At 51.2% G+C, this 15295-nt stretch carries 9 protein-coding genes and 1 pseudogene; 4 read left to right on the top strand and 6 right to left on the bottom strand.

Going from position 1 to position 15295, the window contains the following annotated elements:
* Positions 1-3 precede the first annotated feature (3 nt).
* The 3 genes from SYMBAF_RS08155 to pepN all read right to left on the bottom strand — a co-directional run bounded on the left by SYMBAF_RS08155 (position 4) and on the right by pepN (position 4663).
* Complete coding sequence (locus tag SYMBAF_RS08155) at positions 4-552, bottom strand: cell division protein ZapC (RefSeq protein WP_040265075.1); 549 nt, start codon at positions 550-552, stop codon at positions 4-6.
* Between the two features lie 174 nt (positions 553-726).
* On the bottom strand, positions 727-1737 hold the full coding sequence (gene pyrD / locus SYMBAF_RS08160; RefSeq protein WP_040265074.1) for a quinone-dependent dihydroorotate dehydrogenase: 1011 nt from the start codon (positions 1735-1737) through the stop codon (positions 727-729).
* A 307-nt stretch (positions 1738-2044) separates the two neighbouring features.
* Positions 2045-4663, bottom strand: a complete 2619-nt coding sequence (gene pepN, locus SYMBAF_RS08165) for an aminopeptidase N (RefSeq protein WP_040265073.1) — start codon at positions 4661-4663, stop codon at positions 2045-2047.
* A gap of 583 nt (positions 4664-5246) precedes the next feature.
* Between pepN and pncB the strand changes: the two are divergent.
* The 4 genes and pseudogenes from pncB to SYMBAF_RS08185 all read left to right on the top strand — a co-directional run bounded on the left by pncB (position 5247) and on the right by SYMBAF_RS08185 (position 11664).
* Positions 5247-6454, top strand: a pseudogene (gene pncB, locus SYMBAF_RS08170) (nicotinate phosphoribosyltransferase).
* A 150-nt stretch (positions 6455-6604) separates the two neighbouring features.
* On the top strand, positions 6605-8005 hold the full coding sequence (gene asnS / locus SYMBAF_RS08175; protein WP_040265072.1) for an asparagine--tRNA ligase: 1401 nt from the start codon (positions 6605-6607) through the stop codon (positions 8003-8005).
* Positions 8006-8309: 304 nt separating this feature from the next.
* Entirely contained in the window at positions 8310-9407 is a 1098-nt protein-coding gene (gene ompC, locus SYMBAF_RS08180) for a porin OmpC (protein ID WP_040265071.1), read from the top strand.
* Positions 9408-10473: 1066 nt separating this feature from the next.
* Positions 10474-11664 (top strand): amino acid aminotransferase, encoded by a 1191-nt coding sequence (locus tag SYMBAF_RS08185; RefSeq protein ID WP_040265070.1) that lies wholly within the window; start codon positions 10474-10476, stop codon positions 11662-11664.
* Positions 11665-11735: 71 nt separating this feature from the next.
* Here the strand turns inward: SYMBAF_RS08185 and SYMBAF_RS08190 are convergent, their stop codons facing one another.
* The 3 genes from SYMBAF_RS08190 to ldtD form a co-directional block, all read right to left on the bottom strand.
* A complete protein-coding gene (locus SYMBAF_RS08190) occupies positions 11736-12383 on the bottom strand; it encodes an MBL fold metallo-hydrolase (protein ID WP_040265069.1) in 648 nt (215 codons plus the stop codon).
* A gap of 67 nt (positions 12384-12450) precedes the next feature.
* Positions 12451-12999 carry a peptidoglycan L,D-endopeptidase MepK gene (gene mepK / locus SYMBAF_RS08195; protein WP_040265068.1) on the bottom strand — a complete coding sequence of 183 codons (549 nt, stop codon included), beginning with the start codon at positions 12997-12999 and terminating at the stop codon, positions 12451-12453.
* Positions 13000-13300: 301 nt separating this feature from the next.
* Positions 13301-15103 (bottom strand): L,D-transpeptidase, encoded by a 1803-nt coding sequence (ldtD, locus tag SYMBAF_RS08200; RefSeq protein ID WP_082026920.1) that lies wholly within the window; start codon positions 15101-15103, stop codon positions 13301-13303.
* Between the last annotated feature and the right edge of the window lie 192 nt (positions 15104-15295).

Consider the following 15295-nt stretch of genomic DNA (forward strand, 5'->3'; position numbering starts at 1 on the left):
GGTTTACACCGCCCTATCGTAAGCCGGGGCGGAGGACTCTTCCAGCGCGCAGGGCTTGAGCCGATCGTGCATCACTTTGATCGCATCACCCAGCACCATGGTGCGACCCGCCACCGGCAGGTGGTTCTGCGCCAGCAGGCACAGGCTAGCGTTATCGCCGACCTCTACCACGAGCAGGCAAGCTTCAACACCGCTTTCCATCACCTTCACCACCGCCAGTTCACCGTTCTTCGGCTGTAGCGGGTAGTGTTGCTGTGAGAAGTGCCAACTTTTCGGCATCAGCGGCTTGAGGAAACGGTAGGCGACCAGCGCATTCAATACCAGTTCCGCGCGCTGTTCATGGCTGAGTTTTAGTTGTTTGCAGCGTTCTTCGTAAGTGAAATAAAGGGCGGCGTCGTCAACACAAAAAGCACATTCATTGAAGGCGTCTGGCGTTAACATTTTAGCCGGAAAGCGTGAGCGAAAGATCATACCATTGGCTAAATCCAACATTAGCCGATCGTGCTCAGCGTCGAAATACCAACGCCAATTATCGTCAGGTTTTATCTTCATCTCTTATCCTTCTCGCTGCCTACGCCACATCGTATTTACCTGAAAGGTAATTTTATCATCAATAGATTTGCTTGAATATCGAATAATTCCGCGAGCCATATTTATGCCAATGAACAAAATATAGACGAACCGGGGGCATAAATACACCCCCAGAGATAAAATGAAAGGAAAAAATTATATATGGGTAACAATATCTTTAATCAAACGCGGCCCGTGGAAGATAAAGCCGGAGTAAATTTGTACCAGAGTCGCACCCGCCACTATTTTTTCACGCGCCGCCGTCAGTGAATCAATACCCCCCACGCCAATAATCGGCAGATGCCCTTGCAGCTCGTCCGACAGGCGGCGGATCACTTCGGTACTGCGCAATTGCAATGGACGCCCACTGAGGCCTCCCATTTGCTCACAGTAATTTAATCCCTGGATCAGTTTACGATCTAACGTGGTATTGGTGGCTATCACCCCATCGATATTATGCCGCACCAGGCTATCGGCTATTTGGATTAATTCTTCTTCAGAAAGATCCGGGGCGATCTTTACCGCCACCGGCACGTATTTGTGGTGAGCTTCATGGAGTTCCTGTTGTTTATTTTTAATCGCCGCTAAAAGATCGTCCAGCGCTTCGCCATACTGTAGGGATCGCAAATCTGGGGTATTGGGTGATGAGATATTAATCGCGACATACCCTGCATAGGGATAAACTTTCTCCATACAGGTCAGATAATCGTCTTTACCCTGTTCGACCGGCGTGTCTTTATTCTTGCCGATATTAATCCCGATAATGCCACCGAAATGGGATTGCTTAACGTTTTCGACCAGATTGTCCACACCATGGTTATTAAAGCCCATACGGTTAATCAAGCCTTCAGCTTCCACAACGCGGAACAGGCGCGGCTTGTCATTGCCCGGCTGTGGACGCGGTGTCACGGTGCCTATCTCCACATGGCCAAAACCCAACGCGCCAAATGCGTCGATACACTCACCATTTTTATCCAGGCCAGCTGCCAATCCCAACGGGTTTTTAAACGACAGCCCCATGCAACTTACCGGCTTGGTTGGCATTGACTGGCGGACAAGAAACGCTAATGGGGTGTCGGTAATACGGCGCAATTGTTGTAAGGTCAATGCATGCGCGCACTCAGGATCGAGCTGGAACAACACTTTCCTCATGATGGGATAATACATAAACTCTCCTGATTTCCCGATGGCACATTGGCGGGGTATTATCTGGCATCCCCTGCCAAATTAGAATATTCCACAAGGTACGCTGCACACACTCGGCGGTGTCCGGTCATTAACCGTGGCAGCGTTGCAGATCCGTAGGGCTGGGCCATGTGAAGGTATTCCTAGGTTACACGTCGCTTATTTGGCCCACCAGCGGCGCTCACGGGGCAATGACGGAACACAACCCAGGATCTATCCCCCCAGCGCCAGACGGTGAATTATAAAGGAGACGGCACCTGCCGCCCCCTTTGTATCGTGGTATGATCGGTTAGGCATTGAGCGCTTTGCTGATCTTTTCGTACAGATCGCCCGATAGATTTTCCAATCCTTTCAACTGCTCCAGCGCTTGTCGCATCAATGCCTGGCGGCCCGCATCATAGCGTTTCAGGTGAATCAACGGTTCGATCAGCCGCGCAGCGATCTGCGGGTTGCGCTGGTTAAGATCGCTAAGGATTTCCACCAGGAACTGATAGCCACTGCCATCGGCAGCATGAAATGCCGCCGGGTTGCCGGAGGCGAAGCCGCCGATCAGCGAACGGGTGCGGTTTGGATTGTTCAGGCTGAACGAACGGTGTTGCAGCAAGCCGCGCACTTTGTTCAACACGTCCGCCGCTGGGCTGCTGCCTTGCAGCACAAACCATTTGTCCATCACCAGCCCATCATTGTGCCAACGTTCGTCGAACGCTGCCAGCAACGCGTCACGGCATGGTAACTGCGCGGCCACTGCCGCAGCCAAAGCCGCCAGCAAGTCGGTCATGTTATCGGCCTGATAATACTGTTCGCTCACCCGCTTGTCAGCCAGCGCCATATCCTCTCCGAAAGCCAAATAGCCCAGGCATACATTGCGTAGGGTGCGCTTGGCGATATCGCTATGCTCAACGCGGTAACTGTCTGTCTTGTTGGCGTGATAAACCGCCAACCATTCATCAGCCATTTCCTCCGCCAAGCAGCGGACAATCGCCTCATGCACTGCTGAGATCGCTTCTGGATCAATAGTAGCGAACAGTTCGCCCATCTCATTTTCGGATGGGAAAGTCAGGATCTGCGCCGCCAGCGCCGGGTCTAGTTGTTCATCTAGCAATAGCGCGCGAAACGCATCGACGACATGCAGCGGCAACGTCAACGGTTGCTGCTGCTGATGCTTGACCACGTTAAGCTTGATATAGGTGGCCAACAGGCTCTGCGCAGCATCCCAACGGGCGAATTCATTACGCGCATGTTGCATCAGGAAGGTCAGTTGCTGATCGCTGTACGGATAGTCCAACTTCACTGGCGCAGAGAACTCGCGCAACAGTGAGGGTACCGGCTGGTGCGCCACGCCGTCGAATACGAAGGTCTGCTCCGCGTCAGTCAGGTTCAGCACGTTATTGATTGGCGAACCGTCTTTTTGCAGCGCAATGACGCTGCCTTCGCTGTCGTACAGTTCAATATCCAGCGGAATATGCAACGGCAGTTTTTCCGGCTGCTCAGCGGTTGGCGTGGTTTTCTGGCTGATGTGCAGGCGATATTGCTGATTTTCAGCGTCATAGTCATCGCGTATTGTCAGTAGCGGGGTGCCAAACTGGCTATACCAACGGCGGAACAGCGACAGATCGACATTGGAAGCATCTTCCATCGCCTGCACAAAATCATCACAGGTAGCGGCGCTGCCATCATGACGCTCGAAATAAAGCTGCATCCCTTTCTGGAAGTTCACCTCGCCCAGCAAGGTATGCAGCATGCGGATCACTTCAGCCCCTTTCTGGTACACCGTTAAGGTATAGAAGTTGTTCATTTCGATCACTTTATCCGGGCGGATGGCGTGCGCCATTGGGCTGGCGTCTTCGGCAAACTGTGCGCCACGCATCACACGCACGTTGCTAATGCGGTTAACCGCACGAGAACCCAGATCAGAGCTGAACTCCTGATCGCGAAATACCGTCAATCCCTCTTTCAGGCTGAGTTGGAACCAGTCGCGGCAAGTCACGCGGTTGCCCGTCCAGTTGTGGAAATATTCGTGGCCAATCACCGCTTCAATGTTCAAGTAGTCCGTATCGGTCGCGGTTTCCGCCTTTGCCAGCACATATTTAGCGTTAAAGATATTTAACCCTTTATTCTCCATCGCCCCCATATTGAAGAAATCCACCGCCACGATCATATAAATGTCGAGATCGTATTCCAGACCAAAACGGGTTTCGTCCCACTTCATCGAATTCTTTAGTGAGGTCATTGCCCAGTCGGCACGATCCAGATTGCCATGGTCAACAAACAACTCCAGCGCGACTTCACGCCCGGAGCGGGTGGTGAAACTGTCGCGCAACACCTCGAAATCACCAGCCACCAACGCAAATAGGTAGCAAGGTTTGGGAAATGGATCATGCCACTGTACCCAGTGACGGCCGCCTTCCAGTTCACCCTGACCAATGCGGTTGCCATTCGACAGCAGGAACGGATAACGTGCCTTATCAGCCACAATGCGCGTGGTAAAGCGCGCTAACACGTCTGGACGATCCAGGTAGTAAGTAATGTGGCGGAAACCCTCGGCTTCGCATTGAGTGCACAATGCGTCACCGGACTGGTAAAGCCCCTCCAGCGCGGTGTTTTTCGCCGGATAAATATCATTAACGATAGTAAGAGTAAAATGGTCTGGCAAACCATCGATGACCAGTTGGTTCTCCTGAAAACGGTAGGCGCTCCACGCCTGGCCATCAACCTGAATACTCACCAACGTCAGCTCTTCACCGTCCAGTACCAGCGCCGCCTCGGTGTCTCCTTGGCGTTTAATTTTGCTGACGGCAGTGACGTGGGTGATGTCTGCATCCAGTTCAAAATCCAGGTCGATATGGGTGATAGTGTAATCTGGCGCACGATAATTGTGGCGATACTGCACCTGCGGTTGTTGTGTCATAAAATCCTTCGACGTCTTTAGTAAGTGACAAATGTCAGGCCAGCATCATCTACGAATGCGTAGAGAGACGTCAGTGCGCGTTTGCCCGATTAGCCCGATGGTGATTAAATGTATCACAGCTAAGCACTATAACGTTGAACCTGTTACCTTTGCAGCACTCCACATGCTCTCAACGACGTCAAGTCTGTTGTGTCCGTTGATTCCAAAGTGGCCTCGGCTACAGCCAACATTTGAATTTGAGCGAAAAAAACCTTTTCCCGATAAACCGATGTAGAAGTCATAGATTCCGTTCCTAGCTATGATATTCTTTAGTGTCGAGAACTTAGATCCTATCCCATTGGGCTATTTTATTTGCCATTTTGTACCTGCGCAGCGCTCACCATTCCCACGTACCCCTGTACGCTCCGGTTGTTACGTGCTGTCCCTGCGCAAACTGGCCAGCAACAAGGTACGCTTACCGGGATAGGCCCTTAGTCCTGTTTTGTTTTCCACTTTGCATAAACTATTTGCAAGCAAAATAAAAAAATCATTCAAATAACTGATTGATAAGATAATACATCTGGCGAGGGTGCTGTAACACGCTATGACTCAATACGCTTCCCCCATTTTGACATCACTGCTTGATACTGACGCCTATAAGTTTCATATGCAGCAAGCTGTGTTGCACCGCTATCCCACAATCAGCGTTGCAGCGGAATTCCGCTGTCGTGGTAACGAGTTGCTGGGTGAGTACGCCGATGAGATCCGTGCGCAAGTCGCACTGATGAGCCAATTGGCGCTGACCGACGCGGAATTTGCCTATCTCTCAGGACTCCCCTTCTTCAGCCACGACTACCTGAATTGGCTACGAGATTTTCGCTACCATCCGCAGCAGGTGAGCATCGAAAACCGCAGTGGCAAACTACAGATACGTATCGCCGGGCCGTGGTGCGAGGTGATCATGTGGGAAGTGCCGCTACTGGCGGTAATCAGCGAGGTGGTACACCGCCACCGCTCGCCAGAGGTCACCCCGGAACGGGCTGTCGCCCATCTGCGCAGCAAGTTGTTGCAGTTCAAAAACCTGGCTAGCGATGTAGATATATCGCGTTTCAAGCTGGTGGATTTTGGCACGCGTCGCCGTTTCTCGCAGGGCGTGCAACAGGCGATTGTCAGCACCATGAAGGCAGAGTTTCCGTATTTGGCCGGTACCAGCAATTATGATCTGGCGCATCTGTGGGATCTGGCACCGGTTGGTACCCAGGCGCATGAGTGGTTCCAGGCTCACCAGCAGATCAGCCCGGTTTTAGCCAACAGCCAACGCGCTGCGTTGCAGGCTTGGCTGGATGAATATCCGGATCAACTCGGCATCGCGCTAACCGACTGCATCACCATGGATGCTTTCCTGCGCGATTTTGGCCCGCAATTCGCTCAACGTTACCAGGGGCTGCGCCACGATTCGGGCGATCCGTTCGCATGGGGCACGAAAGCGATCGCCCATTACCGGGCACTTGGCATCGACCCGATGAGTAAAACACTAGTGTTCTCGGATAACTTGGATCTGGATAAGGCGCTGGCGCTGTACCGCCACTTCTACCAGCACATCAATCTGGTGTTCGGCATCGGCACCCGCCTGACCTGCGATATTCCGGGCGTCAAGCCGCTGAATATCGTGATTAAATTGGTCGAATGTAAAGGCAAACCGGTAGCCAAGCTTTCCGATAGCCCAGGGAAAACCATCTGTCAGGATCAAGCCTTCGTCAAAGCCTTGCGCAAAGCCTTCGATCTCTGCCGCTGGTGAAAAAAACCTGTTGACGCTTTCTTTGCCGGATATAGCACCAAGAAATGTGGCAACCATCTGGCGATTTCTGCTTGTGCTCTGCCCTGCGGCAAGTAACATAGCAAACATCCCCATATTCTTGGGTTATCAGCCAATTCTAAACCAAATATTGAAGAGAGAAATCTATGAGCGTAGTGCCTGTAGTCGATGTGCTGCATGGTCGTGCTGCGGTTGACAGTGAAGTCACCGTGCGCGGATGGGTACGTACCCGGAGAGATTCTAAAGCGGGTATCTCCTTTCTGGCCGTTTATGACGGTTCCTGCTTTAATCCGTTACAGGCTGTGGTTGATCATTCTCTGCCGAATTATCAAGATGAAGTACTACACCTGACCACCGGTTGTTCGGTTGAAGTCACCGGCAAGGTTGTCGCATCGCCAGGTGAAGGCCAAAGTTTCGAGTTGCAGGTCACTGCTATCAACGTGGTCGGCTGGGTAGACGATCCAGACACCTATCCCATGGCAGCCAAACGCCACAGCATTGAGTATCTGCGTGAAGTAGCCCATCTGCGCCCACGTACCAACCTGATCGGCGCTGTGGCGCGCGTGCGCCATACCTTGGCACAGGCTATTCACCGCTACTATCATGAGAATGGGTTTTTCTGGGTATCTACCCCACTGATTACCGCCTCTGATACCGAAGGTGCTGGCGAAATGTTCCGCGTTTCTACGCTGGATCTGGAAAACCTACCGCGCACCGACCAAGGTGCTATCGATTTCAGCGAAGACTTCTTCGGCAAAGAAGCTTTCCTGACCGTATCTGGCCAGTTAAACGGCGAAACCTACGCCTGCGCGCTATCAAAAATCTATACCTTTGGCCCAACCTTCCGTGCTGAAAACTCCAACACCAGCCGCCACCTGGCGGAGTTCTGGATGATCGAGCCGGAAGTCGCTTTTGCTACACTGGATGACGTTGCCGCACTGGCGGAGAAAATGCTGAAGTATGTGTTCCAGGCCGTCTTGAATGAGCGTATAGACGATATGAAATTCTTCGCCGAGCGCGTCGACAAAGACGCCATTGATCGCCTGCAACGTTTTGTTTCTTCCGATTTCGCGCAGGTTGGCTACACCGAAGCAGTAGAGATCCTCCTCGCTTCCGGCCAGACCTTCGAAAACCCAGTATCCTGGGGCATTGACTTGTCTTCCGAGCATGAGCGCTATCTGGCGGAGAAACATTTCAAGGCCCCTGTGGTGGTGAAAAATTACCCAAAAGACATCAAAGCCTTCTATATGCGTATGAATGACGATGGCAAAACTGTGGCCGCAATGGACGTATTGGCACCGGGCATTGGTGAGATCATTGGCGGCTCTCAGCGTGAAGAGCGCCTAGATGTGCTGGATCAGCGTCTGGCAGAAATGGGGCTGAATAAAGAAGACTACGGGTGGTATCGTGACTTACGCCGCTACGGCACCGTACCTCACGCCGGCTTTGGTTTGGGCTTTGAACGTTTAATCGCCTACGTCACCGGTGTACAAAATGTACGTGATGTGATCCCATTCCCACGTACCCCACGCAATGCAAGCTTCTGAATTAACCCGTTCAAATACCTTTTCAACGATATTTGTTACAAAACAAGGCCAGATTTATGCTGGCCTTGCGCATTTATGGATATTGACCCATATCACAAAGTTCCCAAAAATTTACAATTTGTAACACATGATTTCTTTTTGAAACCACATTGAGAGATTGGTAGCACTTTCGTTCTAGATTAACCTGCCCGTGAATGGAACACTGCGTTCAGACACAGGTCGGCACCAATCTATCAACAATAGTTCAAAAGGATTATTGGTGGCAGTGGCACAGGTGCCCGAATAACACCAATGAGGGTAATCAATGATGAAGCACAACATTCTTGCAGTAGTAATCCCAGCTCTGTTAGCTGCTGGTGCAGCAAACGCAGCAGAAATCTACAACAAAGACGGCAATAAGTTGGATCTGTACGGTAAAGTTGTCGGTCGGCATTACTTTTCCAAGGACAAACACCAGGATAAAGATAAATCCTATGCTCGTATGGGCTTCAAAGGGGAAACCCAGATTACTGACCAACTGACTGGTTATGGTCAGTGGGAATACAACCTTGCGACTAACCACGCTGAATCTCAAGGTTCCAGAGATAGCGAAACTCGTCTGGGCTTCGCTGGTCTGAAATTTGCTGACTACGGTTCATTCGACTATGGCCGTAACTACGGCGTACTGTACAACGTGGAGAGCTGGACAGATTCACTGCCGGAGTTTGGTGGCGACACTTACTCTTCTACCGACAATTTCATGACTAGTCGTACCAACAGCGTTGCAACTTACCGTAACAACAATTTCTTCGGCTTGGTTGACGGCCTGAACTTCGCTTTGCAGTATCAAGGTAAAAACACTGCGAAAGAGCGCGACATCGAGGAACAAAACGGCGAAGGCTGGGGTATCTCCTCTACTTATGACATCGGTGAAGGCATAAGCATTGGTGCTGCCTATGCGTCTTCTAACCGTACCGAAACGCAGAAGTTGAAAGATAAAGAGCTTGGCAAAAAGGCTGAGGCCTGGACTGTGGGTACAAAATACGATGCCAACAACGTTTACCTGGCAGCTATGTACGCAGAAACCCGCAACATGACGCCATTCGGTAAAGACTCCTATGTGAATGGCATCGCTAACAAAACTCACAACTTCGAAGTGACCGCACAGTACCAATTCGACTTTGGCCTACGTCCAGCAGTATCCTACCTGCAATCTAAAGGTAAGAACATACACTACGCAGGCACGGGGCATGACCAAGATCTGGTTAAATATATTTCTGTTGGTAGCACTTACGAATTCAACAAAAATATGTCCACTTATGTTGATTACAAAATCAACCTGCTGAACGACAACGAGTTCACTAAAGCCACTGGCACCACTACCGATAATGTCGTCGCTGTGGGTCTGGTTTACCAGTTCTAAGTTATTGCGCTTAACGCTGGTTTAGCGTCTATAACCCTAAATAATTCACGTTGCAGGAAGGCAGCAACCTAGCGACAAATAGGTCGCGAACCGATTCGAACGGCGCTTGTGCTGCGCCGCAGGCGGAACCTCAAGGATGAGGTTTATGGATACCCAGGAGCATACAACAGTCAGTGACTGGGGTAAGCGAGGAAAGCTAGCGCACAGGCAAGGTGAAATATGGCGGGTATACTTAGTTAGAAATAAGGCTTCGGCTTAATGCCGGTCACCTAAGGTGATCGGCATTGTTTTTTGATAGGTCTTTGACTCGTCTTGCTCTAACCTCTTGGGATAATTTCACGCCCACCGAAAGGTAATACCAGATTAACAGGCCTATCCATAAAAGTGCTTCAAATGACCCGCTATCGTCCACAACATTGGCTGATAAGCAAAATGCCAAACCTTATTGAATGTACTACCCGCAGTCGCCCAACAGCCCCTGTTTGGCCTCAGGGTATCCTCATTCTATTGCCCAACGTTGCGCATAAAGTTCATTCACGCGCGTGGCCGGATAACGCAAGCGACAATATCCTTGAGATTAACGGTCTGGGAAACAGGACACTGGCTGAATACCGCCATACCGATGCCCAGCTACATCCTAGATCCCAGTGGGAGTTTGCACTTGCGAAAAGTGACAGTCTCAGTAGGCGTTAATGCTTGTTCGATCAGGCTGACGGCAGCAAGTCGGCAAAGGGTTGAAGCTGCTCTGGCGCACTAAGCGTGATGATGCCAATTGCTTGAGATAGTTGCATAAAAAAGGGCCATAAATGAACCCTTGTTACACCCGTATGCGCATCGTTCAACCGATCCTTAAATGATCAGCATTAGGGCTTCGGCTCTGTTTTTTTGTGCGTTCCGCTAACTTTTTATCCTGCTACTTTCCCCTTCTCAATCGTTTTTTCTGTTGGCTTCATCACCTACTTCATAATATTGCAGTGTTTTTATCGCAGGCGGTTGGCAAACCCCATCACTGGCGCTACCCTGATGCCCACCGTCTGCTTAACCCCGAGATTTGGAAACACCCGACATGTTTAAAAAAATCACAGCTGCACCAGCCGACCCAATCCTGGGCCTGGCCGACATCTTCCGCACGGACGCCCGCCCAAATAAAATCAACCTGGGCATTGGTACTTATAAAGATGAAACCGGTAAAACTCCGGTGCTAACCAGCGTCAAAAAAGCTGAGCAATATCTGCTGGAGAATGAGACCACCAAAAACTATCTCGGTATTGAAGGTATTCCGGCATTCGCCAACTGTACGCAAGAGCTGCTGTTCGGCAAACAAAGCCCTATCATCGCCGACAAGCGCGCACGTACCGCGCAAACGCCCGGTGGCACCGGTGCCCTGCGGGTAGCGGCTGACTTTATCGCCAATCAAACCAATGCTAAGCGCATTTGGATCAGCAACCCAAGCTGGCCAAACCATAAAAACGTCTTCACCGCCGTGGGTCTGGAAGTGCGGGAATATACCTACTATGACGCTGCCAACCATGCGTTGGACTTTGATGGCCTGCTAGGTAGCCTGAAGCAGGCCCAGGCCGGCGACGTGGTGCTGTTCCACGGTTGCTGCCATAACCCGACTGGCATCGATCCCACCGCCGAACAATGGCGTCAATTGGCTGAGCTTTCCGCCATCCACGGCTGGTTACCGCTGTTCGATTTTGCATACCAAGGGTTTGCCAAGGGCCTGGAAGAAGATGCTGAGGGCCTGCGTATTTTTGCTGCCCAACATCAGGAGTTGATCGTCGCCAGTTCTTACTCGAAGAATTTCGGGTTGTACAATGAACGCGTGGGGGCCTGCACTCTGATGGCCGCAGACGTTGAAACCGCCGATCGCGCATTCAGCCAAGTGAAAGCGGCTATTCGCGCTAACTATTCCAACCCGCCGTCTCATGGGGCAGCCATAGTAGCTACCATCCTGACCAACGACGCACTGCGTACACTGTGGGAGCAGGAACTGACTGATATGCGTCAGCGTATCCACAGTATGCGTCAGTTGTTTGTGAATACCTTACAGGAGAAAGGCGCTCAGCAGGACTTTGAGTTTATCATCAGCCAGAACGGCATGTTCTCATTCAGCGGTCTGACCAAAGAACAAGTTCTACGCCTGCGTGATGAATTTGGCGTGTACGCGGTAAACTCTGGCCGTGTTAATGTTGCGGGCATGACGCCAGACAACATGGCACCGTTGTGTGAAGCCATCGTTGCCGTGCTGTAAGCATACCGGCATATAGCCACAAGGGGCGCTCACCGCCCCCCTTATATATTTCTGCAAGGAAATAATAACCTTTACCTGGGCGGTGGAGCCTCACGCAGGAACGGGTTGGTTTGACGCTCATGGCCGAAGGAAGACATAGATCCATGGCCGGGAATAAAGCCCATGTCGTCACCCTGCGGCAACAACTTGGTGCGGATAGCGTTGATCAGCGCCTGATGGTCGCCACGCGGAAAATCGCTGCGCCCGACGCCGCCGTTAAACAGCACGTCGCCTACCAGCGCTATGCGCGCTTGCTGGTTGATAAAGACAATATGACCCGGAGTATGACCAGGGCAATGCAACACCTTGAGCGTCATCTCCCCCACCTTAACCTCATCGCCTTCCGCCAACCACTGAGTCGGTATCAGCGGCGCGCATTCTTCCAAACCAAACATTTGGCTTTGCGCTGGCAGGCCGCCCAACCAAAAAGCATCTTCTTTGTCCGGCCCCAAAATAGGCACCTGATAATGCTCAGCCAGCTCTGCTGCGGCACCGACATGATCAAGGTGGCCGTGCGTCAGCAGGATCTGAGAGAGAGTCACCCCCCGCCGAGCCACTTCGGCTTTGATTTTTTCCGCATCACCGCCGGGATCGACCAGCGCTGCCTGCTGGGTATGTTCACACCAAATCAGGCTACAGTTCTGACTGAAAGCAGTAACGGGAATAATATGATATTTCATAAGGCTCCAATAATAACACCAACGCCATACTCAGCGGGCTGGCGCTATTCACCTATGGGCAGCACGATTACCAACTCCTTGCCGGGCCAGTATCGATGTGTACAAAGTTGCTTCGTGGGTAATATCCTACACCACCAGCGTGCATTTTTAACGCCGCTTTACGGATATTGCTCAGTTGGATGCCTTCAATATGGAAATCCATCGCCTGCCCTTTGGTGTGGTAACTGTGCCTAGCCACGCCACGGCTGTGCGCACGCAATTCGTTATTGGTATCCAGAGAACGATATCCTGAAATCAACTGTACCGGCTTGCTAGTACCCAGCAGCCCTTGCAGGCGATAAAGATGATCAAACAGACAGGGATCGATCGATTTAATCTTATGGGAACGATAATCACGGAACAGATAATTAAGCCGCACCAGTTCTTCTTTATTGTAACCTTTGCCGTCGAAAAATTCGGCTTTTATGGATTCACCGGTATTCAGGTTATTTACCACTAAAATACGCGGACGAGCGGTGGAGAAGCTGGCAAAGGCAGACCTTGGGAGCAGCGCTATGCCCATAGCGGCACCTCCTAGCGCCAGCCATTTACGGCGATGATAATCAATTTTTTCCATAATTCTATTAAACCCAGCAAGCAAAGGATGTCAAATATGCATAGCGCCCTGTCCACACCATAACCGCCTACTTACGCCGAGTCAATCCGCATGACGCCTGGGTTTACAGCCTCTCATTGATAATTACCTAGGATATAGTCAATCATTCTGACGGCTATTTATCTACCCGTCATACTTCACGTTACCTGTGCGCTAACTTTCCTCTCTCACCCCAGTCACTTACTGATGTAAGTGACTGGGGTGCTGCTGCACTGCCACCTTCCTACAACTCGAATTATTTTAGGTATAATGACAGCATTTATTACATTAATTTTTCTGCTTGAGCCAAGATTTGTACGCCTGACCTCACTGCATGATCATAATTATAAATATCTGTGCGGAATTGCATTTGACCATCATCGGAAACCCACGCCGTCAGATAATACAGTTTTACCGGGATCCGCTGGCGAATATTCACGTAAGTGGTATTGCCCTCTTGCAGCGTGGAAGCAACACGATCGTTGCTCCAACCAGCGTCATGTAGCAGCATATTTGCTAAATCATCTGCTTTGTTCACCCGCACGCAGCCGGAGCTGAGTGCACGCATATCCTTTTGGAACAGATTGTGGTTCGGCGTATCATGCAGATAGATGGCGTCTGAACTCGGCATGTTGAATTTGAAACGCCCCAGCGAATTGCTGGCACCCGGTGCCTGACGCACGCGATACGGGAAGTTACGTGCGGACACGCTGTTCCAGTCAATCATCGCCGGGTCGATCACCTTAGCATCCTTGCTCCAATCAGAAAGCAAAGTATAGCCATGTTGCTGGAAGTAGCTGCCATCACGCATCGCTTTCGGCACGATATCTGCACGCACCAGGGATGTCGGCACGTTCCACGGCGGGTTGAGCACTACGTTGCTCAACACGCTGTTCATCAACGGCGTTTTGCGGCTTGGCCGTCCGACAATGACATGTGACGAAAGCACCTCACGGCCGTTCTGGTAGTAGGTCAGCGAGTAGTTTGGGATATTCACCATAATGCCGGAGCTGATGTAGCCCGGTAGAATACGCAAACGTTGAATATTCAATGCCAGCAGCGCAACGCGGGTCTGCGGCGAGACATTCAGCCATTCACGCGTGCGTGCACCAATCACGCCATCAGTATTCAATCCCTGCCATTTCTGGAAGCGTTTAACCCCGGCGACCAGATCTGGGCTGTAAACAGTCTCGCCCACCGTCACGCTGGCGGCCGATTGAGTGATTACCGTAGAGCCTGCTGCGAGCGTGATATCCCGCGCCGATGTCGCTACCAGACTTTCCCGATTGTTCTCTTCGCCAACTGAGAGACCGCTGTCGTCGGGTTCATTACGTGCCAACCTCCCCCGCGCCTGCGCTACTGGTGCTGAGTGAGTCAACATATCGGTACGCATCAAGATTTCGCGCAATGCCGGAATATCATTACTCAATTGACCAGGGTACAAATTCGGCCCATTGCTCACTTGCGGCCAGGGCCGATTATTGACCAACATGTCACGCAATGCTTGATACATCTTGGTATATTGGGGGTGCTGCGGCACTAGTGAATTGACATAGCTCTGTAGCCTGTCCTGACGCACTGCCAACTGCCACTGGTTAATCACCGCGTTCGGCGGCAAACCTAGCTTGTAAGGTATGTTGCTGTACAGCCAACTGTTACCGTGGGTTCCTATAGCAGAAACAAATTGCAGATAGCCCAGCATGGCATCGGACAACACAATGTCACGCCCCACGTCATTAACTGCCGGATCGGTCAAACTTGTCACCCACTGGCTAAACTGTGGCTGTACGCCAGACATCGCCAACCCAGCCAACTGTTGTTGAAACTGCTGTATTGCCGCGCGATCACGCCACATCGGCTGCATATGATTCGCCGCATACAGAGGAGCCAGCGTTGAAAGATAATACACAGCCGTGCCTCGTGGTAATGCGGCAAGCAGCTCTGAACGGCTTTGCTCAATCGACATACTGGATAACGCCGCCGAAAACGCTGGCACGGTTGCCCATGCGGATAACGACAACGCAGCACTACAGGCGATTACGCCACTGAACGCCAAACGCCGTATTGAGTTTCCATTTTTAAGCACCTTGCCCCCTGTATGCTCACAAAAAATGCTTATGCTTTCAGTATACAAATAGAAAGGTTATTTTGTCCCGCGAGCGTTGAATAACCGTTGATTCCCGTTCTCATCAAAAAAACCGGTCTATTTACTGCTATGCGCACAAAAAAATAGCCTCCCAAGCTAGGGTGGCTATTTTCAGAGTTTAGCGCGTTTTTA

Source organism: Serratia symbiotica, from assembly GCF_000821185.2.
Lineage (GTDB): Bacteria > Pseudomonadota > Gammaproteobacteria > Enterobacterales > Enterobacteriaceae > Serratia > Serratia symbiotica.

What these genes read in the sequence shown, in the direction of transcription:
- SYMBAF_RS08155 (WP_040265075.1), bottom strand. Translation starts at nt 552, where the DNA reads ATGAAGATAAAACCTGACGATAATTGGCGTTGGTATTTCGACGCTGAG.
- pyrD (WP_040265074.1), bottom strand. Translation starts at nt 1,737, where the DNA reads ATGTATTATCCCATCATGAGGAAAGTGTTGTTCCAGCTCGATCCTGAG.
- pepN (WP_040265073.1), bottom strand. Translation starts at nt 4,663, where the DNA reads ATGACACAACAACCGCAGGTGCAGTATCGCCACAATTATCGTGCGCCA.
- asnS (WP_040265072.1), top strand. Translation starts at nt 6,605, where the DNA reads ATGAGCGTAGTGCCTGTAGTCGATGTGCTGCATGGTCGTGCTGCGGTT.
- ompC (WP_040265071.1), top strand. Translation starts at nt 8,310, where the DNA reads ATGATGAAGCACAACATTCTTGCAGTAGTAATCCCAGCTCTGTTAGCT.
- SYMBAF_RS08185 (WP_040265070.1), top strand. Translation starts at nt 10,474, where the DNA reads ATGTTTAAAAAAATCACAGCTGCACCAGCCGACCCAATCCTGGGCCTG.
- SYMBAF_RS08190 (WP_040265069.1), bottom strand. Translation starts at nt 12,383, where the DNA reads ATGAAATATCATATTATTCCCGTTACTGCTTTCAGTCAGAACTGTAGC.
- mepK (WP_040265068.1), bottom strand. Translation starts at nt 12,999, where the DNA reads ATGGAAAAAATTGATTATCATCGCCGTAAATGGCTGGCGCTAGGAGGT.